The 25,543-nt window shown below is 71.7% G+C and carries 24 protein-coding genes; 19 read left to right on the forward strand and 5 right to left on the reverse strand.

Annotated elements, in window-relative coordinates; all coding sequences use genetic code 11:
- Positions 1 to 12 precede the first annotated feature (12 nt).
- The 10 genes from dapA to miaB all read left to right on the forward strand — a co-directional run bounded on the left by dapA (position 13) and on the right by miaB (position 11,227).
- A complete protein-coding gene (gene dapA, locus JOF43_RS10560) occupies positions 13 to 951 on the forward strand; it encodes a 4-hydroxy-tetrahydrodipicolinate synthase (protein WP_209901832.1) in 939 nt (312 codons plus the stop codon).
- Positions 924 to 2,642 (forward strand): ribonuclease J, encoded by a 1,719-nt coding sequence (locus tag JOF43_RS10565; RefSeq protein WP_209901833.1) that lies wholly within the window; start codon positions 924 to 926, stop codon positions 2,640 to 2,642. The genes dapA and JOF43_RS10565 overlap by 28 nt, the downstream gene beginning before the upstream one ends.
- A 101-nt stretch (positions 2,643 to 2,743) precedes the next feature.
- Positions 2,744 to 5,674 (forward strand): DNA translocase FtsK, encoded by a 2,931-nt coding sequence (locus JOF43_RS10570; protein ID WP_209901835.1) that lies wholly within the window; start codon positions 2,744 to 2,746, stop codon positions 5,672 to 5,674.
- 62 nt (positions 5,675 to 5,736) lie between these two features.
- Positions 5,737 to 6,330 (forward strand): CDP-diacylglycerol--glycerol-3-phosphate 3-phosphatidyltransferase, encoded by a 594-nt coding sequence (gene pgsA / locus JOF43_RS10575; protein WP_209901837.1) that lies wholly within the window; start codon positions 5,737 to 5,739, stop codon positions 6,328 to 6,330.
- On the forward strand, positions 6,327 to 6,803 hold the full coding sequence (locus JOF43_RS10580) for a nicotinamide-nucleotide amidohydrolase family protein (protein WP_209901839.1): 477 nt from the start codon (positions 6,327 to 6,329) through the stop codon (positions 6,801 to 6,803). Before pgsA ends, JOF43_RS10580 begins: the two co-directional genes overlap by 4 nt.
- Before the next feature lie 204 nt (positions 6,804 to 7,007).
- Positions 7,008 to 7,313: a helix-turn-helix domain-containing protein gene (locus JOF43_RS10585; RefSeq protein WP_209903260.1), complete on the forward strand. Its 306-nt coding sequence runs from the start codon at positions 7,008 to 7,010 to the stop codon at positions 7,311 to 7,313.
- Between the two features lies 1 nt (position 7,314).
- Positions 7,315 to 7,539 carry a DUF3046 domain-containing protein gene (locus JOF43_RS10590; protein WP_209901841.1) on the forward strand — a complete coding sequence of 75 codons (225 nt, stop codon included), beginning with the start codon at positions 7,315 to 7,317 and terminating at the stop codon, positions 7,537 to 7,539.
- A gap of 250 nt (positions 7,540 to 7,789) precedes the next feature.
- Entirely contained in the window at positions 7,790 to 8,917 is a 1,128-nt protein-coding gene (gene recA / locus JOF43_RS10595; RefSeq protein ID WP_209901842.1) for a recombinase RecA, read from the forward strand.
- Between the two features lie 3 nt (positions 8,918 to 8,920).
- Complete coding sequence (locus tag JOF43_RS10600) at positions 8,921 to 9,598, forward strand: regulatory protein RecX (RefSeq protein ID WP_209901844.1); 678 nt, start codon at positions 8,921 to 8,923, stop codon at positions 9,596 to 9,598.
- Positions 9,599 to 9,628: 30 nt separating this feature from the next.
- Positions 9,629 to 11,227 (forward strand): tRNA (N6-isopentenyl adenosine(37)-C2)-methylthiotransferase MiaB, encoded by a 1,599-nt coding sequence (gene miaB, locus JOF43_RS10605; protein ID WP_209901846.1) that lies wholly within the window; start codon positions 9,629 to 9,631, stop codon positions 11,225 to 11,227.
- Between the two features lie 21 nt (positions 11,228 to 11,248).
- On the opposite strand, the gene JOF43_RS10610 is transcribed toward miaB, so the two are convergent.
- A complete protein-coding gene (locus JOF43_RS10610) occupies positions 11,249 to 11,734 on the reverse strand; it encodes a YbjN domain-containing protein (RefSeq protein WP_342592145.1) in 486 nt (161 codons plus the stop codon).
- A 145-nt stretch (positions 11,735 to 11,879) separates the two neighbouring features.
- On the opposite strand from JOF43_RS10610, the gene miaA reads away from it, so the two are divergent.
- Complete coding sequence (gene miaA, locus JOF43_RS10615; protein ID WP_209901847.1) at positions 11,880 to 12,890, forward strand: tRNA (adenosine(37)-N6)-dimethylallyltransferase MiaA; 1,011 nt, start codon at positions 11,880 to 11,882, stop codon at positions 12,888 to 12,890.
- Positions 12,887 to 13,735: a diaminopimelate epimerase gene (gene dapF, locus JOF43_RS10620; RefSeq protein WP_209901849.1), complete on the forward strand. Its 849-nt coding sequence runs from the start codon at positions 12,887 to 12,889 to the stop codon at positions 13,733 to 13,735. Before miaA ends, dapF begins: the two co-directional genes overlap by 4 nt.
- A gap of 16 nt (positions 13,736 to 13,751) precedes the next feature.
- On the opposite strand, the gene JOF43_RS10625 is transcribed toward dapF, so the two are convergent.
- Complete coding sequence (locus tag JOF43_RS10625) at positions 13,752 to 14,366, reverse strand: class I SAM-dependent methyltransferase (RefSeq protein WP_209901851.1); 615 nt, start codon at positions 14,364 to 14,366, stop codon at positions 13,752 to 13,754.
- A 135-nt stretch (positions 14,367 to 14,501) separates the two neighbouring features.
- Between JOF43_RS10625 and hflX the strand changes: the two genes are divergently transcribed.
- Together hflX and JOF43_RS10635 are read left to right on the forward strand one after the other, a co-directional pair.
- On the forward strand, positions 14,502 to 16,076 hold the full coding sequence (gene hflX, locus JOF43_RS10630) for a GTPase HflX (protein ID WP_209901853.1): 1,575 nt from the start codon (positions 14,502 to 14,504) through the stop codon (positions 16,074 to 16,076).
- A gap of 35 nt (positions 16,077 to 16,111) precedes the next feature.
- Positions 16,112 to 18,142: an ATP-dependent DNA helicase gene (locus JOF43_RS10635; protein ID WP_209901855.1), complete on the forward strand. Its 2,031-nt coding sequence runs from the start codon at positions 16,112 to 16,114 to the stop codon at positions 18,140 to 18,142.
- A 51-nt stretch (positions 18,143 to 18,193) separates the two neighbouring features.
- Here the strand turns inward: JOF43_RS10635 and lexA are convergent, their stop codons facing one another.
- Entirely contained in the window at positions 18,194 to 18,889 is a 696-nt protein-coding gene (lexA, locus tag JOF43_RS10640; protein WP_209901857.1) for a transcriptional repressor LexA, read from the reverse strand.
- A 170-nt stretch (positions 18,890 to 19,059) separates the two neighbouring features.
- Here lexA and JOF43_RS10645 point away from each other — a divergent pair, with 170 nt between their 5' ends.
- Positions 19,060 to 19,455 carry a LysM peptidoglycan-binding domain-containing protein gene (locus JOF43_RS10645; protein WP_209901859.1) on the forward strand — a complete coding sequence of 132 codons (396 nt, stop codon included), beginning with the start codon at positions 19,060 to 19,062 and terminating at the stop codon, positions 19,453 to 19,455.
- A gap of 28 nt (positions 19,456 to 19,483) precedes the next feature.
- Positions 19,484 to 19,945: a transcriptional regulator NrdR gene (gene nrdR, locus JOF43_RS10650; protein ID WP_209901861.1), complete on the forward strand. Its 462-nt coding sequence runs from the start codon at positions 19,484 to 19,486 to the stop codon at positions 19,943 to 19,945.
- A 158-nt stretch (positions 19,946 to 20,103) separates the two neighbouring features.
- Here the strand turns inward: nrdR and JOF43_RS10655 are convergent, their stop codons facing one another.
- On the reverse strand, positions 20,104 to 22,350 hold the full coding sequence (locus JOF43_RS10655; protein ID WP_209901863.1) for a HelD family protein: 2,247 nt from the start codon (positions 22,348 to 22,350) through the stop codon (positions 20,104 to 20,106).
- A 143-nt stretch (positions 22,351 to 22,493) separates the two neighbouring features.
- Between JOF43_RS10655 and JOF43_RS10660 the strand changes: the two genes are divergently transcribed.
- Together JOF43_RS10660 and JOF43_RS10665 are read left to right on the forward strand one after the other, a co-directional pair.
- Complete coding sequence (locus JOF43_RS10660) at positions 22,494 to 23,471, forward strand: PAC2 family protein (protein ID WP_209901864.1); 978 nt, start codon at positions 22,494 to 22,496, stop codon at positions 23,469 to 23,471.
- 258 nt (positions 23,472 to 23,729) lie between these two features.
- Positions 23,730 to 23,933, forward strand: coding sequence for a cold-shock protein (locus JOF43_RS10665; RefSeq protein WP_010551414.1), 204 nt, complete (start codon positions 23,730 to 23,732; stop codon positions 23,931 to 23,933).
- Between the two features lie 96 nt (positions 23,934 to 24,029).
- On the opposite strand, the gene JOF43_RS10670 is transcribed toward JOF43_RS10665, so the two are convergent.
- Complete coding sequence (locus tag JOF43_RS10670) at positions 24,030 to 24,860, reverse strand: spermidine synthase (protein WP_209901866.1); 831 nt, start codon at positions 24,858 to 24,860, stop codon at positions 24,030 to 24,032.
- A 181-nt stretch (positions 24,861 to 25,041) separates the two neighbouring features.
- Between JOF43_RS10670 and JOF43_RS10675 the strand changes: the two genes are divergently transcribed.
- Positions 25,042 to 25,524 (forward strand): SAV_6107 family HEPN domain-containing protein, encoded by a 483-nt coding sequence (locus tag JOF43_RS10675; protein WP_209901868.1) that lies wholly within the window; start codon positions 25,042 to 25,044, stop codon positions 25,522 to 25,524.
- Positions 25,525 to 25,543: the final 19 nt, after the last annotated feature.

Genomic DNA, 25,543 nt, shown 5'->3' on the forward strand with positions numbered 1-25,543 from the left:
CGGGAGGAGACCATGACCAGCACCGACCCGCGCCCCGCCCGGCCCTTCGGCACGGTGGGCACCGCAATGGTCACGCCGCTGACCGAGGACGCCCATGGGATCGACCTCGACGCCGCCCAGCAGCTCGCGGTGCACGTCACCGAGCACGGCAACGACATGATCGTCGTCTCCGGCACCACGGGCGAGGCCCCCACCCTCACCGATGTCGAGAAGCTGGAGCTCGCCCGCGCGGTCCGTGCGGCCGTCGGCCCCGAGATCACGGTCATCGCCGGGGTGGGCACCTACGACACGGCGCACTCGATCGACCTCGCCCGGGAGCATGCGAAGCTCGGGGTCGACGGCCTGCTGGTCGTCACCCCGTACTACTCCAAGCCCACCCAGGCCGGGATCATCGCGCACACGACCGCGATCGCCGATTCCACGGACCTGCCCGTGATGCTATACGACATCCCCGGCCGCACCGGCACCCCGCTCGCCTACGAGACGCTGCTGCGCCTGGGCGAGCACGAGAAGGTGCTCGCGGTCAAGGACGCCAAGGCGAACCTCCAGCAGGCGTCCTTGGTGATGGAGAAGACCGATCTGACGTACTACTCCGGCGAGGACGCGCTGAACCTGGCATGGCTGAGCATCGGCGCCTCCGGCATGGTGTCCGTGGTCGGCCAGGTGGCCGGTGACCTGGAGCGCAAGATGGTCGAGGCCGTGGACCGGTCCGACCTCGTGGCCGCGCGCGAGGCCCACCACGGCCTCGTCCCCGTGGTCGAGGCCATCATGAACCACCTCCCCGGGGCCGTCGCCGCCAAGGCCGCCCTCGCCCTGCAGGGGGTGCTTCCCCACGCCGCCATGCGAGGACCCCACGTCCCTGCCGACGCCGACCAGCTGCGGGCGCTCGCCGCGGCGCTGGAAGAGGTCGACGGCATCCCCTCATGCGATCCCGCCCGGAGGCCCTTGTGACCACTGCCTATTCCCACCGGCTCGACCAGGCGCCGGCGCTGCGCCGCGGCTCCCTGCGGATCACGCCGCTGGGCGGGCTCGGCGACGTCGGCCGCAACATGACCGTGCTCGAGTTCGAGGGGCGGTTGCTGATCATCGACTGCGGCGTGCTCTTCCCCGAGGACGCCCAGCCCGGCGTGGACCTGATCCTGCCGGACTTCGACCTCATCCGGGACCGCCTCGACGACGTGGCCGCGATCGTGCTGACCCACGGGCACGAGGACCACATCGGCGCGGTGCCCTACCTGCTGCGCATGAAGCCGGACCTCCCGCTGGTCGGCAGCCAGCTGACGCTCGCCTTCCTCGAGGCGAAGCTGCGGGAGCACCGCATCAAGCCCTACACCTACGCGGTCACGGAGGGAGAGCAGGAGCGCTTCGGCCCCTTCGACTGCGAATTTGTCGCCGTCAACCACTCGATCCCCGACGCCCTCGCCGTGCACGTGTCGACGCCGGCCGGAACCGTGCTGCACACGGGCGACTTCAAGATGGACCAGCTGCCCCTCGACGGTCGCATCACCGACCTGCGCGCCTTCGCCCGTCTCGGCGAGGCCGGCGTGGACCTGTTCATGACCGACTCCACCAACGCGGAGGTCCCGGGATTCACGGTCGGTGAGCAGGAGATCGGTCCGACGCTGGACGGGATCTTCGCCAAGGCGAGGCAGAAGATCGTGGTCGCGTCGTTCTCGAGCCATGTCCACCGGGTCCAGCAGGTGCTCGATGCGGCCGCCGCCCATGGACGCAAGGTCGCCTTCGTCGGGCGCTCGATGGTGCGCAACATGGGCATCGCCTCCGAGATGGGCTATCTCGACATCCCCGCGAACACCGTCATCGACGTCAAGAAGATCGACTCCCTGCCCGACGAGCAGGTCGTGCTCATGTGCACCGGCAGCCAGGGCGAGCCGATGGCCGCGCTGAGCCGCATCGCCAATCGCGATCACCGTGTCAGCGTAGGACCGGGCGACCTCGTCGTCCTCGCCTCCTCCCTCATCCCGGGCAACGAGAACGCCGTGTTCCGCGTGGTCAACGGACTCATGGCCCTGGGCGCCGAGGTGGTCCACAAGGGCAATGCGAAGGTCCACACCTCGGGCCATGCGAGTGCCGGCGAGCTTCTGTACTGCTACAACATCGTGCGGCCCAAGAACGTGATGCCGATCCACGGCGAGGTGCGCCACCTCATCGCCAACGGGAAGATCGCCGAGTCCACCGGGATCCCGCCCGAGCGGGTCCTCCTCGCCCAGGACGGTCACGTCGTCGACCTCAGGGACGGGGTGGCGCAGGTCGTCGGGGAAGTGCCCAACGGATACGTGTACGTGGACGGCTCGAGCGTCGGCGAGGTCTCCGAGGCGGATCTGAAGGACCGTCGGATCCTGGGCGACGAAGGCTTCATCTCCCTGTTCGCGGTGGTCAACTCCGAGACCGGCGCGCTGATCGCCGGTCCCGAGATCCACGCCCGCGGCGTCGCCGAGGACGACGTGGTCTTCGACAAGATCCGCCCGGAGATCGTCGAGGCCCTCGAACAGGCCGTGGCCGACCAGTCCAACCGCGGCGACACCCACCAGCTGCAGCAGGTCATGCGCCGGGTGATCGGCCGCTACGTGTCGCAGCGCCTGCGCCGGCGCCCGATGATCATCCCGATCGTGATCGAGGCCTGAGCGCGGCCCGACCGCTGGCGGGCGTGAGATGCGCCCGGTGCGACGGGCCGCAGCACGCCGCCTCCTCGGTCTGAGAAGGGGCACGCGGTACCCTGGGAACCATGGCGACACGTACGTCTTCCCCCGCACGTGCGTCGAAAGGCTCGTCGCGGACCTCGGCTTCCGGCTCATCCCGCACCGCCGGCTCCGCGGCCCACGACCCGTCGACGCTCCCCCTGCCGGTGCGCGCAGTGCGCTCCGGCTATCTCGCGATCGCCCACATGGCCGGCGGGCTCGTCCGCTCGATCGGCGTGGCGCGCTGGGAGGTCGCCCAGGATCAGCGGCGTGACGGCTACGCGCTGTTCCTGCTTCTGATCGCGGCCCTCGTCGCCGTCGTGGAGTGGTGGCAGTCCGCCGGGCCCGTCTTCGGGGCCGTGCACACCGTGGTCGCCGGCACCTTCGGCATCTCCTCCATGGTGATCCCGCTGCTCGCCGCCGGCTGGGCGATGCGCATGTTCCGTCGGCCCGACCAGGTCCGAGCCAACTCGCGCATCGCGATCGGCATCGCCCTGCTGCTCACCGCGATCTCCGCGATCGCCTCCGTCTCCGCGCGGCTGCCCGCCCCGGCCGACGGCATCGACGCCCTGGCCCGCGGCGGCGGCGTGCTCGGCTTCCTCGCCGCCGCCCCGCTCGAAGCCCTCGTGCCCCCGGTCGCCGTGGTCGTCCTCCACGCCGTGCTGATCGCCTTCGGCATCCTCGTGCTGACGGCGACCCCCGTGGAGTCGATCCCCTCGCGCCTGCGCGGCGTCTACGACGTGATGGTCGGCAACAGCGAGGAGGAGGACGCCGAGCGCGTCGCCTTCGGCCTGCGGCCCCGCCGCCCCGATCCCGCGGTCCACGAGCAGGCCACCGAGGCCCAGCCGGCCGGCCGGCCCCGTCGCCGCAGCCGCAAGGAGAAGGCCGAGGACGAGGCGGCCCGACGGGACCACGAGAGCTTCGGCTACGCCGGGGACGAGGCGTTCGAGCAGGGCGTCGCCGACGAGGCGGCCGCCACGGCCGCGACGAAGAAGAGCCGCAGGAAGAGCCCGCAGCGCGGCGCCCCCTCCGACTCCACCGAGGTCTTCGACGTGATCGAGGACGAGAACAACCGCGCCAAGACGTTCCCCGGCAAGGGCGCCCAAGGTGCCCAGGGTGCCGAGGAAGCCGGCGCCGGGGCGACCACCCCGATGCCGACCGCCGCCGCCAAGAGCGCAGGGGCGACCCGGCCCGCGCCCACCAAGGCGGCTGCGACCAAGGCGGCCGCCGAGGAGAAGCAGGAGCTGGTGCCGCCGCCGCTGGGTGACCTGCCGCGGGCAGGGGAGCAGCTGGAGCTGGCCGGGGACGTCGTCTACACCCTGCCCGAGTCGTCCTTCCTGCTGGAGGGTCCGCCCCACAAGACCCGCTCCGAGGTCAACGACCAGGTCGTCGCGGCACTGGGCGAGGTCTTCGAGCAGTTCAACGTCAACGCCGAGGTGGTCGGCTTCTCCCGCGGGCCGACGGTCACCCGCTATGAGATCGAGCTCGCCCCGGGCACCAAGGTCGAGAAGGTCACGGCCCTGGACAAGAACATCTCCTACGCCGTGGCCAGCGCCGACGTGCGCATCCTCTCGCCGATCCCCGGCAAGAAGGCGATCGGCATCGAGATCCCCAACACCGACCGCGAGACCGTTGTCCTCGGCGACGTGCTGCGCAGCTCGGTCGCGCGCCGCAACGAGCACCCGCTGGTGATGGGCGTCGGCAAAGACGTCGAGGGCGGCTATGTGGTCGCGAACCTCTCGAAGATGCCGCACCTGCTGGTCGCGGGTGCCACCGGCGCCGGCAAGTCGAGCTTCGTCAACTCGATGATCACCTCGATCCTGATGCGCGCCACCCCCGAGGAGGTGCGCATGGTGCTGGTCGATCCCAAGCGCGTCGAGCTCACCATCTACGAGGGCATCCCGCACCTGATCACCCCGATCATCACCAACCCGAAGAAAGCCGCCGAGGCCCTCGAGTGGGTGGTCAAGGAGATGGACGCCCGCTACGACGACCTCGCCGCCTTCGGGTACAAGCACATCGACGACTTCAACAAGGCGGTGCGCGCCGGGGAGATCACCCCACCCCCGGGCAGTGAGCGGCGCCTGGCCCCGTACCCCTACCTGCTGGTCGTCGTCGACGAGCTCGCGGACCTCATGATGGTCGCCCCGCGCGACGTCGAGGCCTCGATCCAGCGCATCACCCAGCTGGCCCGCGCCGCCGGCATCCACCTGATCCTGGCCACGCAGCGTCCGTCGGTCGACGTCGTCACCGGCATCATCAAGGCCAATGTGCCCAGCCGCCTGGCCTTCTCCACGTCCTCCCTGCAGGACTCGCGGGTCATCCTCGACTCCGTCGGCGCGGAGAAGCTCATCGGCCAGGGCGACGCCCTGTTCCATCCGATGGGCAAGGCGAAGCCGATGCGCGTGCAGGGCGCCTGGGTCAACGAGTCCGAGATCCACCAGGTCGTCGACCACGTCAAGAGCCAGATGAAGCCCAACTACCGCGAGGACGTCCAGGTCGTCGCGGCCAAGAAGCAGATCGACGACGACATCGGCGACGATCTCGACGTGCTGCTGCAGGCGACCGAGCTCGTGGTCACCACGCAGTTCGGCTCCACCTCGATGCTCCAGCGCAAGCTGCGGGTCGGCTTCGCGAAGGCCGGTCGCCTGATGGACCTGCTCGAGTCCCGCGAGATCGTCGGCCCCTCGGAGGGGTCCAAGGCCCGTGACGTGCTGGTGCATCCCGACGAGCTCGGCTCGGCCCTCGCCCGGATCCGCGGCGAGGACGTCCCCGCCGGCGAGGGGGACCAGCCCTACGGCGCGGATCAGGCCGTCGAGCTCGACGAGGCCCCGGCCGCTCAGAGCGGCGGGGAGGAGGTCGAGGACCGGTACGGGTCCGATCCGCTGGCCGAGGACGGCTCCGAGCCCGCCACCGACTACTACGACCAGGACGACGACGAGGACGGCGAGGACGCCTGGAGCCTCACCGGCCGCTGAGCACCCCGGAACCCAGGTCCGCCCGTCGGGCACCACCCCTCACGCACCACCCAGGAGCACCGATGACCACATCTCGCACGGAGCCGGTCCCGCTCTGGAACATCGCGAACATCCTCACCCTGGTGCGGTGCGCGATGGTTCCGCTGCTGGTGGTGCTCGCCGCCCTCTACCCGGACACCGTCCCCGGCAGGCTGGTCGTGGCCGGGGTGTTCGTCCTGGCGATGATCACGGACTTCCTGGACGGGTACCTGGCCCGCAGCCGCAACCTGATCACCGACTTCGGCAAGATCGTCGACCCCATCGCCGACAAGGCGATGACGGGAGCGGCACTGATCATGCTCTCCGTGTGGGAGTACGTGCCGTGGTGGATGACCGTGCTGATCCTGCTGCGCGAGATCGGGATCACCGTCATGCGCTTCACGATCCTCAAGTACGGGGCGCTGCCGGCGAACATGGCCGGTAAGGCCAAGACGATGGTCCAGACGATCGCGATCACCTTCTGCCTGATCCCCGTCGAGCTGTGGTGGGGGCCGGCCCGCTGGATCGGACTCGCCATGGTGCTGCTCGCCGTCGTCCTGACCGTGTGGTCGGGCCTGGTGAACCTCAAGGACGGTCTGCGTCTGCGCCGTGAGGCCCTCGCGGGCCCCGCCTCGTGAGCACCGACCCCGCGGCGATCATCGCCCGGGCGGCGCAGCGCGGGCTCGTGCTCGCGACGGCCGAGTCCCTGACTGCCGGGGCCCTCGTGGCGCGCCTGGTGGACGTTCCCGGTGCCAGCGCGGTGATCGCCGGGGGAGCGGCCTGCTACTCGTACACCGCGAAGACCCGGGTGCTGGGGGTCGATGCCGCGCTGCTCGAGGAGACCGGGGCGGTCACGGCGGAGGTCGCCGCGGCGATGGCCGAGGGCGCGCTCGACCTGTACGCCGCGGACCTCGCGGTCTCGACCACGGGGGTGGCCGGGCCCGGGGCCGACGCCCGCGGCGTGCCCGCGGGGACGGTGCATCTGGGACTGGCCCGGTCCGGCGCCCCCGCGCTCACGCGTGAACTGCATCTCACCGGCGGGAGAGCCCGGATCCGGGCCGCGACGGTCGCTGCGGCGATCGATGATCTGGCGGCGGCGCTCGACCTCTGACCTGGGGCACCGGTCCTCGCGGGACGGGCCCTGCTCCGCCCCGCTGTCTCGTCATGCACATCTCCCGGTCAGCTGTGGGAGGCGTGCCACTAGACTCTGGGGAACACTCTCGAGGGTCGGGGCGTTGTCCTAGGCGTGATGACTTCCATGCACCGCACCCCCGAGGTGTTCCACCAGTTCAACCAGAGGAAGGGAGGCAAGGCCATGGTGTTGTTCCGTCAGGAGCTCGGAGACGTGCTGCGCGACGCGCGTCGTTCCCAGGGCCGCACGCTGCGGCAGGTGTCCTCCGATGCCCGCGTGTCCCTGGGGTACCTCAGCGAGATCGAACGGGGCCAGAAGGAGGCCTCCAGCGAGCTGCTGGTCTCCGTGACCGAAGCCCTGGGTCTCCCGCTGTCCTTCGTGCTGCGCGAGGTGTCCGACCGGATCGCCGTCGCGGAGCGCGTGACCATCCCCGACACCGTGCCCGAGGGCCTCGCCGACGACGCGAGCCCGCTGGTCGGCGCCCACTGAGGTGCGGCGCAGCGAGTTCACGGAGCTGGCCGACCACGTGTTCGGCCCGATCCTGGCCCGCACCTACGTCCGGGACCTCGTGCTCGAGGACGCCGGCGGTCTGACCGCCGAGCAGGCCCTCGAGCGCGGGGTCCCGGTCCGTGCGGTGTGGACCGCCCTCTGCGACGCGATGGAAGTGCCCGAGCGACGACGCTGGGAAGTCCCCCTCGAGCAGCGACGCCGCTGACCTCCGGCCGCCGGGGCACCGCCTCCGCGACACGCCGTGAGACGCCCCCTCCCTCGCGTGTTCGAACGCGTGTTCGGTATAGTGGGTGCCGACGGTCTCCCCGGCACGACGTCCACCAACTCGCCGTTCCTCCCCAGACCCCGGTCATCCACACCGGAGACGGGGCGGCGGCGAATGTCGGGGGCCCGGCTTAGTGTGGCCGCACGGTCACCACGTCGGCTCACCCGGCCCCCTGGAAGGAACGAAGCACATGCCTGCACCGAAGTCCTCAGCCCCGAAGACCACCTCGAAGGATCGCGGCTCCTCGCTCGACAACGCCCTCGCCCAGATCGACCGCCAGTTCGGCAAGGGCTCGATCATGCGGCTGGGCGACGAGACCCGCCCGCCCGTCGAGGTCATCCCCACCGGCTCCGTCGCGCTGGACGCCGCCCTCGGCGTCGGCGGGCTGCCCCGCGGACGCATCGTCGAGATCTACGGTCCCGAGTCCTCGGGCAAGACCACTCTCGCCCTGCACGCCGTGGCCAACGCTCAGCGCAACGGTGGGATCGCGGCGTTCATCGACGCCGAGCACGCGATGGACCCCGAGTACGCCAAGAAGCTCGGCGTGGACACCGACGCCCTCCTGGTCTCCCAGCCGGACACCGGTGAGCAGGCCCTGGAGATCACCGACATGCTGATCCGATCCGGCGCCCTCGACGTCGTCGTGGTCGACTCGGTGGCGGCGCTGGTGCCCAAGGCCGAGATCGAGGGCGAGATGGGCGACTCCCACGTCGGCCTCCAGGCCCGCCTCATGTCCCAGGCGCTGCGCAAGCTCACCGGCGCGCTGTCCTCCTCGGGCACCACCGCGATCTTCATCAACCAGCTGCGCGAGAAGATCGGCGTCTTCTTCGGCAGCCCCGAGACCACCACGGGCGGTAAGGCGCTGAAGTTCTACGCCTCGGTGCGCATGGACATCCGCCGCATCGAGACCCTCAAGTCCGGCACGGACTCCGTCGGCAACCGCACGCGCGTCAAGGTCGTCAAGAACAAGATGGCCCCGCCCTTCAAGCAGGCGGAGTTCGACATCCTGTACGGCGAGGGCATCTCGCGCGAGGGCGGGCTGATCGATCTCGGCATCGAGCACGGCGTCGTGCGCAAGTCCGGCGCCTGGTTCACCTATGAGGGCGACCAGCTCGGCCAGGGCAAGGAGAACGCCCGCCAGTTCCTCAAGGACAATCCCGACCTGGCCGTCGAGATCGAGGAGAAGATCCTGCGCACCCTCGGTGTCGGCAAGTACGCGACCGACCAGGAGGCGCAGGAGGCCCCGGCGGCCGCGGCGAGCGAGGACGCGCTCGGTGAGGACGAGTTCCTCGACGAGGACGTCCCCGCCACCATCTGACCGATGGTGGATCCTCGTCCCGCCGACAGCGGCAGCGCGCCGACGTCCGCTGCCGCTGCCGTCGTCCGGGGCCACCTCCGCACGGCCGCCGAGGTCCGCGCCGACCTCTCCGGACGCACCCGGGAGATCCTGGAGGCCCCCCGCGAGGCGGAGGACCCGCAGGCGCGGGAACGCGAGAAGGCCGTCGTGCACGAGTGCCGATACCTGATGCGCCTGCTGGCGATGCGCCGGCGCTCGGCGGGGGAGATGCGCACCCGCCTCGCCCGGCGCGAGGTGTCGGCAGACATCGCCCACGAGGTCATGGCACGCCTGGACCGCGCCGGGCTCCTCGACGACGCCGCCTTCGCCCATGACTGGGTCCAGCAGCGCCGCGCGCGGCGTTCCCTGGGTGACGAGGCGCTGCGCCGCGAACTCGAGGCACGCGCGGTGGACGACGCGCTCATCGAGGACGCGCTGGCCGCGGGCCGGAGCGACGAGGAGGCCCGCTGCCGGGATCTGGTCCGCTCCCGGATTGACCCCCAGGACCGCGAGCGCCTGCGCACCGACCGCGACGGCAGCCATCGTCGCCGCCTCTCCCGGCGGTTGGACGCGCTGCTGACCCGCAAGGGGTATCCGGGCTCCCTGGCGGTCCACGTCATCGCCGCCGAGCTGCGTGAGGCCGCTCGTCCCGCGGTGCACTGAGCTCGGCCCGCGCCGTATCCTGGAGGCACTATGTCCCTCAGCTCTCTCACGACCGACCCCGTGACGCCCACCCCGCGCGGGTCCGTGCCCCGCGGCACGTACCAGGTGCGCACCTTCGGCTGCCAGATGAACGTCCACGACTCCGAGCGGCTGACCGGCCTGCTCGAGGACTCCGGGTATGTCGCCGCCCCGCCGGAGGCCGACGCCCGCCACGGCGAGGTCGACGTCATCGTGTTCAACACCTGCGCGGTGCGCGAGAACGCCGACAACAAGCTCTACGGCACCCTCGGCGGGCTGCGCCCCGGCAAGAACGCCAACCCCGGTATGCAGATCGCCGTGGGCGGCTGCCTCGCCCAGAAGGATCGCGCCGCCATCGTCGAGCGCGCCCCCTGGGTCGACGTCGTCTTCGGCACCCACAACATCGGCTCGCTGCCCGTCCTGCTGGACCGCGCCCGCCACAACTCCGAGGCCCAGGTCGAGATCCTGGAGTCCCTCGAGGTCTTCCCCTCCACGCTGCCCACCCGGCGCGAATCGGTCTACGCCGCCTGGGTCTCGATCAGCGTCGGTTGCAACAACACCTGCACCTTCTGCATCGTGCCCTCCCTGCGTGGCACGGAGAAGGACCGCCGCCCCGGCGAGATCCTCGCCGAGGTGCGCGACGTCGTGGACTCCGGTGCCAACGAGGTCACCCTGCTGGGGCAGAACGTCAACTCCTACGGCGTCGAGTTCGGCGATCGCGGAGCCTTCGCGAAGCTGTTGCGCTCCTGCGGCGAGATCGACGGGCTCGAGCGGGTCCGCTTCACCTCTCCGCACCCCGCGATGTTCACCGACGACGTGATCGACGCGATGGCCGAGACCCCCAACGTCATGCCGCAGCTGCACATGCCGCTGCAGTCGGGCTCCGACGACGTGCTGCGCCGCATGAAGCGCTCCTATCGCGGCAGGAAGTTCCTCGGCATCCTCGACAAGGTGCGGGCCCGGATCCCCGAGGCGGCGATCACCACCGACATCATCGTCGGCTTCCCCGGGGAGACCGAGGAGGACTTCCAGCGCACCCTCGACGTCGTCGAGTCCTCCCGCTTCTCCAGTGCCTTCACCTTCCAGTACTCGATCCGCCCGGGCACCCCGGCGGCGACCATGGAGGACCAGATCCCCAAGGAGGTGGTCCAGGAGCGCTACGAGCGGCTGATCGCCCTGCAGGACCGCATCGCGTACGAGGAGAACCAGAAGCTCGAGGGCAGCGTCGTCGAGGTCCTCGTGGCCGAGGGCGAGGGGGAGCGCGACGACGTCACCCAGCGCCTCTCCGGGCGTGCCCGCGATCACCGTCTGGTGCACCTGTCCCTGCCCGGTGACCTGCCGGGGACCGAGCGTCCCCGTCCAGGCGACCTGGTGACCGCGACCGTCACCCGGGCCGCCCCGCACTACCTGATCGCCGACAGCGCCCTGGCTGCCGCCCCCGGCGCGACGCCGACCACGGAGCAGTTCTCGGTGCGCCGCACCCGCTCGGGCGACGCCTGGGAGGCCGGCGTGGAGGGGATGGAGGCAGGATCGGCCTGCGGCACCGGGTACGGCGGCGCGGCGGCGGGAGGGCCGGTCGTCCTCGGGATGCCGAGCCTGCCCCGGGGCTGACCCGGGCCGGGCCCGGAGGCGTTAGCCGTCGAGCTCGTCGAGCTCCGGCCCCAGACGCTCCTCGAGGCTGTGGAAGAAGGCGATGACCGTGCTCAGCCCGCACTTGATCGCGCTGTCGACCTGGGAGTCCAGGGCGCCGGCGCGGAAGTCCGCGGCGAGCTCGCCGTAGACGCCCAGCAGGCCCTCGGACTCACGGCGCACATAGACCTTGGGCCAGATACGGTTCATGTTCCACTCGTTGCACAGCTTGACCATCTCCACCTTGCGGGAGATGTCCACGGAGTGGTTCCAGCGACCTCGGGTCTGCATCACGGCGTGGTCCTCGCCGGAGAGCATGAACTGGAAGCGGTAGTCGTCGAAGCGGGCGCGGAGGATCTCCGGGTGCTCGTCGTCCTCGACGAAGGCGTACCCATGACGGGTGAGGCTCTCCTCGACCCTCGCCAGGGACATCGGGGCCAGACCATCGGCCGAGTCCGGCATCGCAGAGGACTCGTTCGGTGCAGTCACTTCCAACCTCGGGCATCGCAGTAGGAGATGAGAACGACCCGGAGGACCCGAGCCGCGGCTCACCCTACTCCCTCGACCTGGCATCCGGCCCCTCACCAGGAGTGATCCGCCTGACCTTCGGTATCCGCGCAGGTAGAGTGCCTGCATGGAGGAACACCCCGCCCCTCGCGGTGCGCGGCCCCGTCCGACGCCGCTGGTCGCGATCGTCGGCGCCACCGCCACCGGCAAGTCGGACCTCGCCCTCGCCCTGGCCCGACGCCTGGACGGGGAAGTGATCAACGCCGACGCCCTGCAGCTCTACCGCGGCATGGACATCGGCACCGCCAAGGTCACGCCGGCCGAGCGCGAGGGCGTCCCCCACCACCTGCTCGACGTGCTCGAGGTGACCGAGGAGGCGAGCGTCTCCGCCTACCAGCGCGCGGCGAGGGCGGCGATCGCCGCCATCCGCGGCCGGGGTCGCACCCCGATCCTGGTGGGCGGCTCCGGTCTGTACGTGCGCGCCGTGCTCGACGCGATCGAGTTCCCTCCCACCGACGCCGTGACCCGCGCCCGCCTCGAGGCCCGCGCCGTGCAGGAGGGCCCCGAGGCGCTGCACGCGCAGCTCAGCCGCACCGATCCCGAGGCCGCCGCCACCATCGGACCACGCGACACCCGTCGTATCGTGCGCGCCCTCGAGGTCGGCGAGCTCACCGGACGCCCCTTCACCGCCTTCCTGCCCCGCCCGCACTACGTCGAGGACCGCACCGTCCAGATCGGACTCCGCCTCGAGCGCGCCGACCTGCACTCCCGCATCGCCCACCGTGTGCACCGGATGGTGGACCGCGGGCTGCTCGAGGAGATCCGCGAACTGCGCGGACGGGGCCTCGACCAGGGCCCGACCGCGCGGCGCGCCATTGGGTACGTGCAGGGACTGTCCGTGCTCGATGGCGCCATGAGCTGCCAGGATGCCGTCGAGTCCACCGTCGTCGGCACGCGCCGCCTGGTACGCAAGCAGGACACCTGGTTCCGCCGCGATCACCGCGTGCGATGGATCGACGCGCTCGGGGAAGTGCACGGCGAGGACGGGGGAGTGCTCGAGCGGGCCCTGCAGGCGATCGAGGCGGGCGTCACGGCGGAGGCTCCCGGCGACGGCACAGGTCCTAGGCTCGTGCCATGACCGAGAGTTTCCGATTCACCAAGGGTCACGGCACCGAGAACGATTTCGTGCTGCTCGACGACCCCGACGGGCTGCTGGACCTGGACGCGCAGCAGGTCGCCGCGCTCGCCGACCGTCGCGCCGGCATCGGTGGCGACGGCGTGATCCGTGCCGTCCGCACCCGGCGAGCCGGCATCGACGCCCCGCCGGACGCTCCCGAATGGTTCATGGACTACCGCAACGCCGACGGCTCCGTCGCCGAGATGTGCGGCAACGGGGTGCGGGTGCTCGCCGCGCACCTGCAGCGCGCCGGGCATGTGGAGGAGGACCGCTTCGCGATCTGGACCCGGGCCGGCGTGCGCACCGTCGAGGTCCTCGAGCGTCCCGCGACCGAGGGAGCACCCTGGTCGGTGCGCGTGGGGATGGGGGCCGGCCGTCTCACACCCGCCGCCCGTACCGTCGAGATCGCCGGGACCGTGCTCGAGGCCGCCGACGTCGACATGGGCAACCCCCACGCCGTCGCCTTCCTGCCGCCGGAGCTGGTGCTCGAGGAGCTCGACCTGCTGCACCGACCCGTCCTCGACCCGGAGCCTGCCGGAGGCACCAACCTCGAGCTGGTCACCACCCGGGGGGACCGTCACGTGGCGATGCGGGTGCTCGAGCGCGGCGTGGGCGAGACCCGCTCCTGCGGGACGGGCGTCGCGGCCGTCGCGGTGGCCGCGGCAGAGCGCGCCGGCGACCGGACCGGCCGCCCCTGGACCGTCGAGGTGCCCGGCGGCACGCTGGAGGTGGGCTGGACCGACGGCGGAGACGTGACCCTGACGGGTCCGGCCGAGCTCGTGGCCGACGGCGTCCTGCTCGCCTGACCGAGACCGCCCGGCCTCAGCGCCTGGGCCCGACCTCCAGCACGCGGAAGCCCTTGGCGCTGGCCACCTTGGCCACTTCCCGGTCCGGAAGCTGCTCGCCGAGCCAGCGGGCCAGCGGATCCGCTCCGAGATTCTTCCCCACCACCAGGGCCGCGGTGCCCTGTGGTGACAGCTGCGCCGTCCAGCGCAGCAGCAGGTCGTGCAGGGCCGGCTTGCCGATCCGGATCGGCGGATTCGACCAGATCGCCTCGAACTCCAGGTCCCCGGGCACCTCCTCGGGCGCCGCCACGTGCACGTTCGCGACGCCGGCCCGCGCCGCGTTCTCGACGGTCAGCGCCCGGGCCCGTGCACTGACGTCGACCGCCCACACCTCCGCCTCGGGGTGCACGAGCGCCGCGGTCAGGGCGATGGGCCCCCAGCCGCAGCCCAGGTCCAGGATCCGACCGCCCGCGGGCGGCTCGGTGAGCACATCGAGCCGCCCCAGCAGCACGGAGGTGGCCTTGTCCAGTCCGTGCCCGCTGAAGACCGACGCGCTCGAGGTCAGCTCGAGATCGCGCTCTGCCAATCGCACCGACAGCGGGAAGCGCCGGTCCTCGGTCGCCGGGGAAGGGGTGAAGTAGTGCTCGTCCACCTCAGCAGGATACGGACCCCACCGTCGCCTCCGCCCCGCCGCCGGCTCCGCCCAGCGCAAAATCACTCGACCACCGGGGCCCGGCGTGGGATTGTGGAGGAACCGCTCGTCCCCGACGCAAGGAGTGCCCCGATCGTGCCCATCGCCTTCCATCCCGAACCCGACTCCGACGCCGACGTCGACGGGACCACCACGGGAGGAACCGGGGCCGCGGCGCACACCGACAGCACCGACGGTGCCCGGCCCGCAGATGCCGCCCCGACCTCCCGTCGACGGGACCCGCTGACCGAGCGGATCCTCGCCCGCGGGGACGACTCGGTCGCCGCCGTCACCTACGGCTCCGACTCCGACGGTGCGCAGTACGACCTGGCCGACCGCCAGGCTCTGCGCCGCGTGGCGGGGCTGTCCACCGAGCTCGAGGACGTCACCGAGGTCGAGTACCGCCAGCTCCGCCTGGAGAACGTCGTGCTCGCCGGCCTGTACACCTCGGGCGACACCGCCCAGGCGGAGACCAGCCTGCACGAGCTCGCGGCGCTCGCCGAGACCGCTGGCTCCCAGGTGCTCGCCGGTGTGCTCCAGCGCCGCGCGCATCCCGATCCCGCCACGTTCCTGGGAAAGGGCAAGGCGGCAGAGCTCGCGGAGGTCGTCGCCGAGCACGGCGCCGACACCGTGATCGCCGACGGCGAGCTGGGCCCCGGCCAGCGCCGCGCGCTCGAGGACATCGTCAAGGTGAAGGTCATCGACCGCACCGCGCTGATCCTGGACATCTTCGCCCAGCACGCCAAGTCCCGCGAGGGCAAGGCCCAGGTGGAGCTCGCGCAGCTGGAGTACCTGCTGCCGCGGCTGCGCGGCTGGGGCGAGTCGATGTCGCGACAGGCCGGCGGCCGGGTCGCCGCCGGCGGGGCAGGGATGGGCTCGCGCGGACCCGGTGAGACCAAGATCGAGCTGGACCGCCGCCGCATCCGCGACCGCATGGCCAAGCTGCGCCGCGAGATCACGGCGATGACCCCGGGCCGAGACGCCCAGCGCGCCGATCGCAAGCGCAACCGGGTGCCCGCGGTCGCGATCGCCGGGTACACCAACGCGGGCAAGTCCTCGCTGCTGAACCGCCTCACCGGTGCCGGCGTGCTGGTCGAGAACGCGCTGTTCGCGACCCTCGATCCGACGGTGCGCCGCTCGCAGACCCCCGACGGCCGCGAGTTCACCTATGCCGATACCGTCGGTTTCGTGCGGCACCTGCCCACCCAGCTGGTGGAGGCCTTCCGCTCCACCCTCGAGGAGGTCGGGGACGCCGACCTGCTGCTGCATGTGGTCGATGCCTCGCATCCTGATCCCGAGGGACAGATCCTCGCCGTGCGCACCGTGCTCGGCGAGCTCGAGGGCTTCGACGTCCCCGAGATCGTCGTGCTCAACAAGGCGGACCTCGCCGAGCCCGAGACCCTCGCGCGCCTGCGCAGCCAGGTCGGGGAGTCGGCGGTCGTCTCCGCCCGCACGGGCATGGGCGTCGAGGAGCTGCGCGAGCTGATCGCGGAGCGCCTGCCGCGGCCCGCGGTCGAGATCGACTTGGTGGTGCCCTACTCCCGCGGCGACCTGGTCTCCCGGGTGCACACCACCGGCGAGGTCATCACCGAGGAGCACGTCATGGAGGGCACGCATCTGCATGCCCGCGTGGATGAGGCGCTCGCCGCAGAGCTGCACGGCGCGGCCTGACTAGGCGGGGGCGACGGCGCGGATATTCTGAGCCGATGACCACCGCCACCGCTCACCAGGCCGCCCCGGGGGCCGCCGACATCCAGCTGTCGACCCTCATGGACGCGGCGGTCTCGGCGATCGGCGGCACCCGACGGCCGGGCCAGCAGGCCATGGCCGAAGCGGTGGAGACGGCCATGTCCGGTGGTCGTCACCTGCTCGTGCAGGCCGGCACCGGCACCGGGAAGTCGCTCGGGTACCTGGTGCCCGCGCTGCGCCACGCCCTGGTCAGCCGTCGGCCCGTGGTGATCTCCACCGCCACGATCGCGCTGCAGACACAGATCGTGCGCAAGGACCTGCCGCGCCTGGTGGAATCCCTCGCCCCGCACCTTCCGCGCACGCCCACCTTCGCGCTGCTCAAGGGGCGGGCGAACTACCTCTGCCGCCACAAGCTCGACGGCGGTTACCCGGTGGACATCGATCCCGGGGCGCTGTTCGCCGAGGCCGCAGCCGATCCCGCCCGCGGCGGCAGTGAACGCCTGGGGGACCAGGTGCGTCGCCTGCGCGAATGGGCGGAGGAGACCGAAAGCGGCGACCGCGACTCCCTCGAGGACCCCGTCGCCGACCGCGCCTGGCGGCAGGTCTCCGTCACCGGATCCCAGTGCCTGGGGGGCACCTGTCCGATGGTGGAGTCCTGCTTCGCCGAGCGCAGTCGGGAGATCGCGCGCGAGGTCGACATCGTGGTGACCAACCACGCCCTTCTGGCCATCGACGCCTTCGACTCACACGGCATCATCCCGGACCACGACGTCGTGGTCTTCGACGAGGCGCACGACCTCACCGGACGCGTCACCGGCGCCGTCACCGAGGTCCTCACCCCGGGGATGCTGCGCGGGACCGTGCGCGAGCTGCGCAGCCTGGGGGTCGCGGCGATCGCCCTGGACGACGCCTCCGAAGAGCTGCGCGAGTCCCTCGAGCTCGCGCCGGACGGCCGAGTGCTCGGCGACCTGCCCGAGCGCCTCGCCGATGCCATCGGGCAGCTGCGCGTACAGGCGCGAACCGCCCACTCCGACGCGAAGGACGCCGGCGAGGACGGCTCCGCGGCCACCGCCGGCACCCGCAAGACGGTCCGGGCTAACCTGCAGGAGATCATCGACGTCTGCGAACGGCTCACGGCGCCGGGGGAGGACGACGTGGTCTCCGTCTCGCACTCGCAGGCCACCGGGCGCTCCAGCATCCAGGTGGCCCCGCTCAGCGTCGCCGCGGCGATGCGCGGTGCGATCCTCGAGGACCGCACCGCCGTGCTCACCTCGGCGACTCTCGCCCTCGGGGGCCATTTCGAACCCGCGGCGGGCGAGGTGGGGCTGGCCCGGGCCGATCGGACGGGCGAGGACCAGGTGCCGCCGGGAGACGATGCCGGCGCCTGGGCCGGTCTCGACGTGGGCAGCCCCTTCGCCTACCCCCGCCAGGGGATTCTCTACATGGCCCGCCATCTCCCGCAGCCCGGCCGGGACGGGCCCTCGCCGGCGATGCTCGACCATCTCACCGATCTCGTGGAGGCCTCCCGCGGTGGCGCGCTGTGCCTGTTCTCCTCGCGGCGCGGGGCGGAGCTCGCCGCCGAGCACGTGCGGGCGCGTCTCGACCTCACGATCGAGGTCCAGGGCGAGGACTCGATGGCGAACCTGGTGCGGAAGTTCCGCGATGACGAGGATGCCTCCCTGTTCGGAACCCTCACGCTGTGGCAGGGGGTGGACGTCTCGGGTCGCTCCCTGCGCCTGGTCACCATCGACCGGATCCCGTTCCCGCGGCCCGATGACCCGCTGACCTCCGCCCGCCAGGAGCGGATCGGCCGTCGCGGCGGCAACGGCTTCATGGCGGTCTCCGCGCAGCACGCCGCCCTGCTGCTGGCGCAGGGGGCGGGCCGCCTGATCCGCACCGACGAGGACCGTGGCATGGTCGCCGTGCTCGACCCGCGCCTGGCCACCGCCCGGTACGGGGGCTTCCTGCGGGAGGCGATGCCGCCTCTGTGGCCGACGGCGGATCCCGAGGTCGCCCTCGGTGCCCTGCGCCGCCTCGCCGAGGCGTGAGGCGCACGTGCCCGAGGAACTGAGCGCGGGACCCGGCGGCGCGGTGACGCGTCAGACCGCGCGCAGCACCGCGACGACCTTGCCGAGGATCTCGGCGTGGTCGCCCAGGATGGGCGCGAAGGCGGGGTTGTGGGGCATGAGCCACACGTGGTCATCGCGCTGGACGAAGGTCTTCACCGTGGCCTCCCCGTCGATCATGGCCGCGACGATCTCGCCCTTCTCGGCCGCCTGCTGACTGCGCACCACGACCCAGTCGCCGTCGCAGATGGCCGCGTCGATCATCGAGTCGCCGACGACCTGCAGCAGGAAGAGGTTCCCGTCGCCGACCAGACGCGAGGGGAGGGTGAAGACGTCCTCGACCTGCTCCTCGGCGGTGATCGGCACCCCGGCCGCGATGCGGCCGACCACGGGCACGGTGACGGATTCGGGGGCGATGTCGGGCACCGGCACGGGCGCGGGGGCGCCGTCGTCCTCGGGCATCACGACCTCCATGGCCCGCGGACGCTTCGGATCCCGGCGCAGGAAGCCCTTGCGCTCGAGCGCCTGGAGCTGGTGCGAGACCGAGGACGAGGAGGTCAGCCCCACCGCGTCACCGATCTCCCGCATCGTGGGCGGGTACCCGTGATCGGCGATCGCATCGTTGATGGTCTCGAGGACGAGGCGCTGGCGACGGGTGAGTCCCGCGGTGGCGGGATCGGCCGGGGCGTCGCCCCGCGACCGGATCGGCTGGGGGGTGCTCGGCGTCATCGTGCGGGCCTCCTGGCTTCGTCTGTCGGACCCTCGCGGTTCCGTTGTCCTGTCGCCCAGCCTAGGGCGGCGCGCACCCGATGCCAAACAGGTGTTCGAGATTCCTCTTGCGTGTCGCGCCGCCCTCCGGCTACAGTCGCACAAAGATTCGATCGAACAGGAGTTCGGACATGCCTACGGAAACCGCCCCGGTCCTTCCTTTCCCGCAGCACCACGACCAGCGCGATGCGCAGCCGTCTCGAGCGGATGTTCGACTCGAGCCCACCCGGCGGGGCCGCGCCCTGCTGACTCTGGTCGCATTCCTGCTCGGTCTGCTCGTCGCCGGCACGCTGCTGCTGGTGCTCGACGTGCCCACCGCGCTCGCGGGTTCCGAACCGGAGCATCCCGTGACCGTGACGGTCGAGGCGGGCGACACCCTGTGGGGCTATGCCGAGCAGTTCGCCCCCGCGCAGATGAGCGAGCAGGAGTACGTCGCGGCGGTGCGCAGTCTCAACCAGCTGCCCACCGGTCGGGTCACGGCCGGTCAGCAGATCGAGCTGCCGGCCGTGGAGGCCCTCGCGCGCTGACCGTGGGGCGTGCCGGTATCCTGACCGGATGCACTGCCCGTTCTGCCGCCATCCTGACTCCCGGGTCGTGGATTCGCGCACGTCCGACGACGGCGCGACCATCCGGCGCCGTCGCCAGTGCCCGAACTGCTCGCGGCGCTTCTCGACCTCCGAGACGGCCTCCCTGTCCGTGCTCAAGCGCTCCGGGGTCAGTGAACCGTTCAGTCGGACGAAGGTGATCTCCGGCGTGCGCAAGGCGTGTCAGGGGCGTCCCGTGAGCGACGACGAGCTGGCGCTGCTCGCCCAGCGGGTCGAGGAGACCATCCGCGCCAGCGGCCAGGCGGAGGTCGACGCCCACCAGGTGGGCCTGTCGATCCTCCAACCGCTGCAGGAGCTCGACCTGGTCGCCTACCTCCGGTTCGCGAGCGTCTACCAGGACTTCGACTCGCTCGAGGACTTCGAGAGCGAGATCGCCCGACTGCGGGCAGAGTCGGCGTCCGCCCGCGCCTGAGAGTCGGGCATTCCGGCTAAAGGACCATAGTTTCCGGGATTCTTCACAGATCGGTTCGAAGGGGCCGTCGGCTGTGCATAAGATATCCCTCGTGCACTCACGCAGTGCACGACCGATCGGCGGTCGCGGAGGGGAAGCCGCGGCCGCCGATCCCTGTCTCAGGAGGGCGCGATCCCCTCGGGCAGATCGCGGGAATGGACCACGCCGAGATGATGGGTCGTCCTGGTCATCGCCACGTAGAGATCGCCGGCGCCGTGGTCCTCGAGCAGCTCGGCCGGTTCGAGGACGATCACGCCGTCGAACTCCAGCCCCTTCGCCTCCTGCGCAGTCATGACGGCGACCTCGTCGTCCACGCCGGAGGATCCGGCGCCCGCCCGTGGCACGTCCTCGCGACGGTGCAGCTGCGCCAGGACCGCCTCGACGCGCTCGGCGATCGTGATCACGGCCAGCCGCCCGACATTGTCCGCGTACGCGGCAGCGACGGCCTCGGCCGTGCGCTCGGCGAGCTCGGTCGGCCCGGCCCGTTCGATGAGCGGATCGCGGTCGCCCTCTCGCACCGAGCTGACCTCGGTGACCGGCAGCCGATGCGCCTGGGCCATCGCCACGGCCCGGTCCATGATCCGCCGCGGGGTGCGGTAGTTGACGCTCAGGTGCTCGACCTGCAGCCGGTCCTGGATGTACGGGCCCAGGGCGTCGCTCCAGGACGAGGTGCCGCCGGCCGAGGAGGTCTGGGCGACGTCCCCGACCACGGTGAACGACTTCGTGGGGGCGCGCCGCATCAGGGCGCGCCAGCTCATGGGGGAGTGCTCCTGGGCCTCGTCGACCACGACGTGCCCGTAGGTCCAGCTGCGCTCGGCCGAGGCGCGCTCGGCGAGGGTGCGGCCGTCGCGGATCTGGCTGACCTGGTCGGCGAGGTCCTCGGCGCGCACGATGCCCGAGGTGTCGATGTTCTCGATGACCTTGCGGGCGTAGTCGACGTCGGCCTCCCGGCGGTCGGCGGCCTCGCGCGCCCGGGCCTCGGACGGTGCGGCGTCCTCGCCCAGCAGCTCGGCGACCTCGTCGAGCAGGGGGACGTCCTCGACGGTCCAGGGGGCGTCCTTGGCGCGGACCAGCAGATCGAGACGATCGGCGAGGGCCGGTGGCGCCGCGGCGCGCACGCGGTCCTCCCGCGCCAGCAGCACCCGCAGGAATCCCTGCGGCGTGTAGGGGAGCCAGGCGAGGTTCAGCTGACGCTTGACCTCGGGATCGTGGCGCAGGTCGGACAACAGGCCGGGACGGTCCTCGGGGACGACGGTGCTGCCGCGTGCGACAAGTGCCTCCTCATAGGCCTCGACCAGGCGGTCCATCGCGGCGCGCACGAACACGGCGCGGGCGGCGTTGTGCGGCTTGTGCGTGGCGCGGGCCTCGCGCCGGGCGGCGCGGAGAGCGTCTCGGGTCAGAGTGATCGGCGTGCCGTCGATCCGCAGCTCGATGTCGGCGGAAGGGACGATCTGGCGCTGCTTGACCGCGCGCGCGAGCAGCTCGGCCATCGCCACGTCGCCCTTGAGGCGGGCCACCTCGTCGGTGTCGTGGAGGAAGGTCTCGATGCCGGGGAACAGCTCGCCGGGGGTCAGCATGACCACGCCGGACTCCCCGAGGCTCGGCAGCACTCGCTCGATGTACCGCAGGAACCCGGGGGTCGGGGCCATGATCAGCACGCCGGTGTGCTCGAGCCGACGGCGATGGGTGTACAGCAGATAGGCCGCACGGTGCAGGGCGACGGCCGTCTTGCCGGTGCCGGGGCCGCCCTGGACCACGAGCACGCCACGGTTGGTGGAGCGGATGATGCGGTCCTGCTCCGACTGGATGGTCGCGACGATGTCGCCCATGCGCCCGGTGCGCTGGCCGGAGACCGCCGCCAGCAGGGCTCCCTCTCCCTGCAGCACCACGTCGTGGTGGTCGCCGTCGAGCACCGTCTGGTCCAGGACGTCGTCCTCGAGCCCGATCACGGTGCGTCCGCGGCTGATCAGGTGGCGGCGCAGCCGGACGTTCAGCCGGTCGGTGCTGGTGGCCTGGTAGAAGGCGGCCGCGGCGGGTGCGCGCCAGTCCACGAGGAGCTGCTCGCGATCCGCGGTGAACAGTCCGATGCGGCCGATGTAGCGGCGGGCGGCGTCGTCCGTGTCGAGCCGGCCGAAGACGACGCTGCGGGCGACGGAGCGCAGCAGGGCCAGGCGGTCCTCGTACAGCGCCATGAACGAGTCCCGTTCGGACCGGTTCTGGTGTGTCGAGGCGTGCTGCGAGGCCTGGATCCGCTCCAGATTGCCCTCGACCTGTTCGATGAGCTCATCGAGCCGCGCGTAGAGCCGGTCCGCGTAGGCCTGCTCGCGCGCGATCTCCCGGGCGATCTGCTCTTCCGCGTCGTCCACGGACCTGCCCCCTTCGACGGTTGATCCTCCCGCCGCCCAGGAGATTCCCGGGGTCGGCGAAGCACGGTGGTCCATTATGGTGGACAGGCCTGGATGCACGTGCCATCCGGGGCACCCAACCGGCCACGAGGGAGGAGACGCCGATGCGTGACCCACGTGACCTGTACCGGTACGAGGACGCCGAGGTGCTGGCGGCGGTGCCGCGCACCGGTCTGACCCTGGTCCACGCCCTGCCGGGCCTGGTCGACGCCGGCAACGCCTGCCGGATCGCCTCCACCTACCTGCGCGACGAGCTGCGGCATCTGCGGCTGGTCACCTTCGACATGGACGAGCTGCTCGACTACCGCGGCTCCCGCCCGCAGGCGGTGTTCGACGGCACTTCCTACACGAGCGTCGACATCACCGAGCTGACCCTGTCCCTCATGTACGACGAGGCCGACCGTCCGTTCCTCTTCCTCGACGGGCCGGAACCCGACCTGCAGTGGCGGCGCCTGTCCGAGGCGCTCATCGATCTGGTCGAGTTCTTCGACGTGGAGCGCGTGGTGGGCATGCAGGCGGTGCCCATGGCGGTCCCGCACACCCGTCCGATCGGGCTGATCGCCCATGCGAACGACCCCTCCCTGCTGGGGCGGCCCGGGGCGCGGCCGACGCCGGCGCCCGGCACCACCCCGGGGACCGACGGCGAGGAGGGCTCCGAGATCGTGGTGCCGGCGGCGTTCGGCGCTCTGCTCGAGCACCAGCTCGGACGCGCCGATCACCCGGCGATGGGCTACGCGGCCCAGATCCCGCACTACCTCACGCGGACCGACTTCCCGGCCGGGGCACTCGCCCTGCTGCGCCGGGTCAGCGATGCCGCCGGGCTCGACCTGCCGCTGGTGCACCTCGGCGACCTCACCGATGCGGCGACCGTCGCCCTGCAGGGGACGCTCGAGCAGAACGGGGAGGTGCGGCAGATCGTCAGCGCCCTCGAGGAGCAGTACGACTCCCTGAGCGAGGGCGGGGCCGCCTCCTCGCTGGCGACCACGATGGATCTGCCGACGGCGGACGAGATCGGCGAGCACTTCGAGCGGTTCCTCGCCGATCACGACGGCGACTGGCCGGACGATCCCCGTCAGCTGTGACCTCTCGGCGGTGCCGGTCGCGCCGAGTTGTTACTGCTTCGTGATCGCTGATCGCCGAACTCCGTGTGAACGAGGACACTGTCATGACAGAATGGCGGCGTTGCGGTGATGCAGGTCCGGCAGGACAGTCCGTCGATGGTGCCTCGGCACAGCAGTACGGCTTGCACCTGACGCCACCCGCCTCGGCGGGGGACGGCTTCACGCGGCGCCGCGATCGCGTACCGCGATCGTTGATGGACGACACAGAAGGTGACAGGTATGGCACAGGGCTCGGTCAAGTGGTTCAACGCCGAAAAGGGCTACGGATTCATCGAGATCGACGGAGGCGGCGCTGACGTCTTCGTGCATCACAGCAAGATCGACATGGACGGCTACCGCGCCCTCGACGAGGGTCAGCGCGTGGAGTTCGAGGTCAGCCAGGGTGACAAGGGGCCGCAGGCCGAGCAGGTCCGCCCTCTCTGATCCCGAGGACCCCGAGATCTCACGGGCCGGGCAGGAGCAGAAGCTCCTGCCCGGCCCGTCGTCGTCCGCGGGACGCAGCGGATCCGCGTCGAGGGCTCAGCCCTGTCCGCGGACCCGCCCGGCGCGGGCCAGCGCCTGGACCTGGGCGGGCTGCGCGAGCCGGACCGACACCGCGTCGGAGCGCAGTGCCCGATCGATCCCCGGGGGCAGTGGGCCGTCCGAGGCCAGCAGCACGCAGTTCCCGCGGCGCCTGCCCGACAGATGGGCGGGTTCGGCGATGACCCCGACGTGCGCGAACGCCGCCGAGAGGGTGGCGACCTCGCCGGCGATCAGCCCGGTCCCCGGCGGTGCTGCACAGTTGGCGAGGTAGAGCCCGCCGGGACGCAGCACCCTGGCCGCGTGCTCGGCGGCCCGCAGCGACGTCAGCGCCTCGGGCGTCGTGGCCCCCGCGAACACATCGCGCACCAGCACGTCGAAGCGGTCCTCGCGCCAGGACGCGAGTGCGTCCATCGCGTCGTCGACCCGGAGCCGCAGCTGGGGCGAGCGCGGCAGATCGAACCAGGTCCGCACCTGGTCGGCGAGCAGCTCGTCGAGCTCGACCACGATCTGCCGGGAGCGCGGATGACGCGCAGCGATCGCCCGGGGCAGCGAGCATCCGCCGCCGCCCAGATGGGCGAGCTGCGGGGCCCGGCCCTCCTCGAGGTCGAGATGGAGGTCGATGGCCAGCAGCATCCACCGCATGTACTCGAACACGAGATGCTCGGGGTCCGGGTGCAGGTGCGAGGAGGGCACGCCGTTGACGTCGAGCAGGACGGAACCGTCGTTCTCGAGCGTGAGGCGGGCGGTCCCTGTGGAGATCGGGATCTGGGCACCGAGCGGACCGAGGTGCTCGAAAGGGGCGTGGCGCACACGCTCGCGACGGGGCATCGCCCCACTCTAGGAGACTCTCTGAGGCCAGGCCGCGACCTTCCTCCCCAGCCCCTCCCCGTCCACCGCGGGCCCCCGCCCCGTTCGTCCGTCGGACCTGGCGCCTAGCGTTTCGGGCATCAGCAGTCGAGGCGTTCCTGCCCCCGGACGGGCGGCGGGGCCCACAGAGGGAGGAGCAGCGATGGCCACGACGACGTCCCGCCGCCGGGGGCAGGCCCGGGAGCTCCCCGCCGACGCCCGCGGCCTCCGCCTGCGGCTCGCGCACCTCGACCAGGACCAGGCGGACCTGGACCGGGCCCGCACCCTGCTCCGCCAGGGGAGCGACGTCGCGGCGAGCGATCCCCGCGAGGCCTTCGAGCTCGTGCACCGGGCAGCGCTGAGGGGCGCCGGAATCCTCGTCGCCCGGGCCAATCGCGACCGTCGACGCCGGCTCCCGCTGAACGTCTGGACCGCGCTGGAGAGGCTCGGTGGTGAGGAGGCCGAGCGGGCGAGCGCCCTCCCGCCGCTGGTGGCCGAGCGCGCGCGACTGGACCGCGACCCCTCGGCGCGTCCCGACCCGCGGCTGCTCGACGAGCACCTGCGGGACACCGGCCGGCACCTCGACGAGGTCTCCCGGCGTCTGGTCGCGGAGCTGCCGGAGCACGTCACCTCCCTGGCCGGATGACCTCCTCGGCCCGCCGGCC

The sequence above is a fragment of the Brachybacterium sacelli genome (genome assembly GCF_017876545.1).
Lineage (GTDB): Bacteria > Actinomycetota > Actinomycetes > Actinomycetales > Dermabacteraceae > Brachybacterium > Brachybacterium sacelli.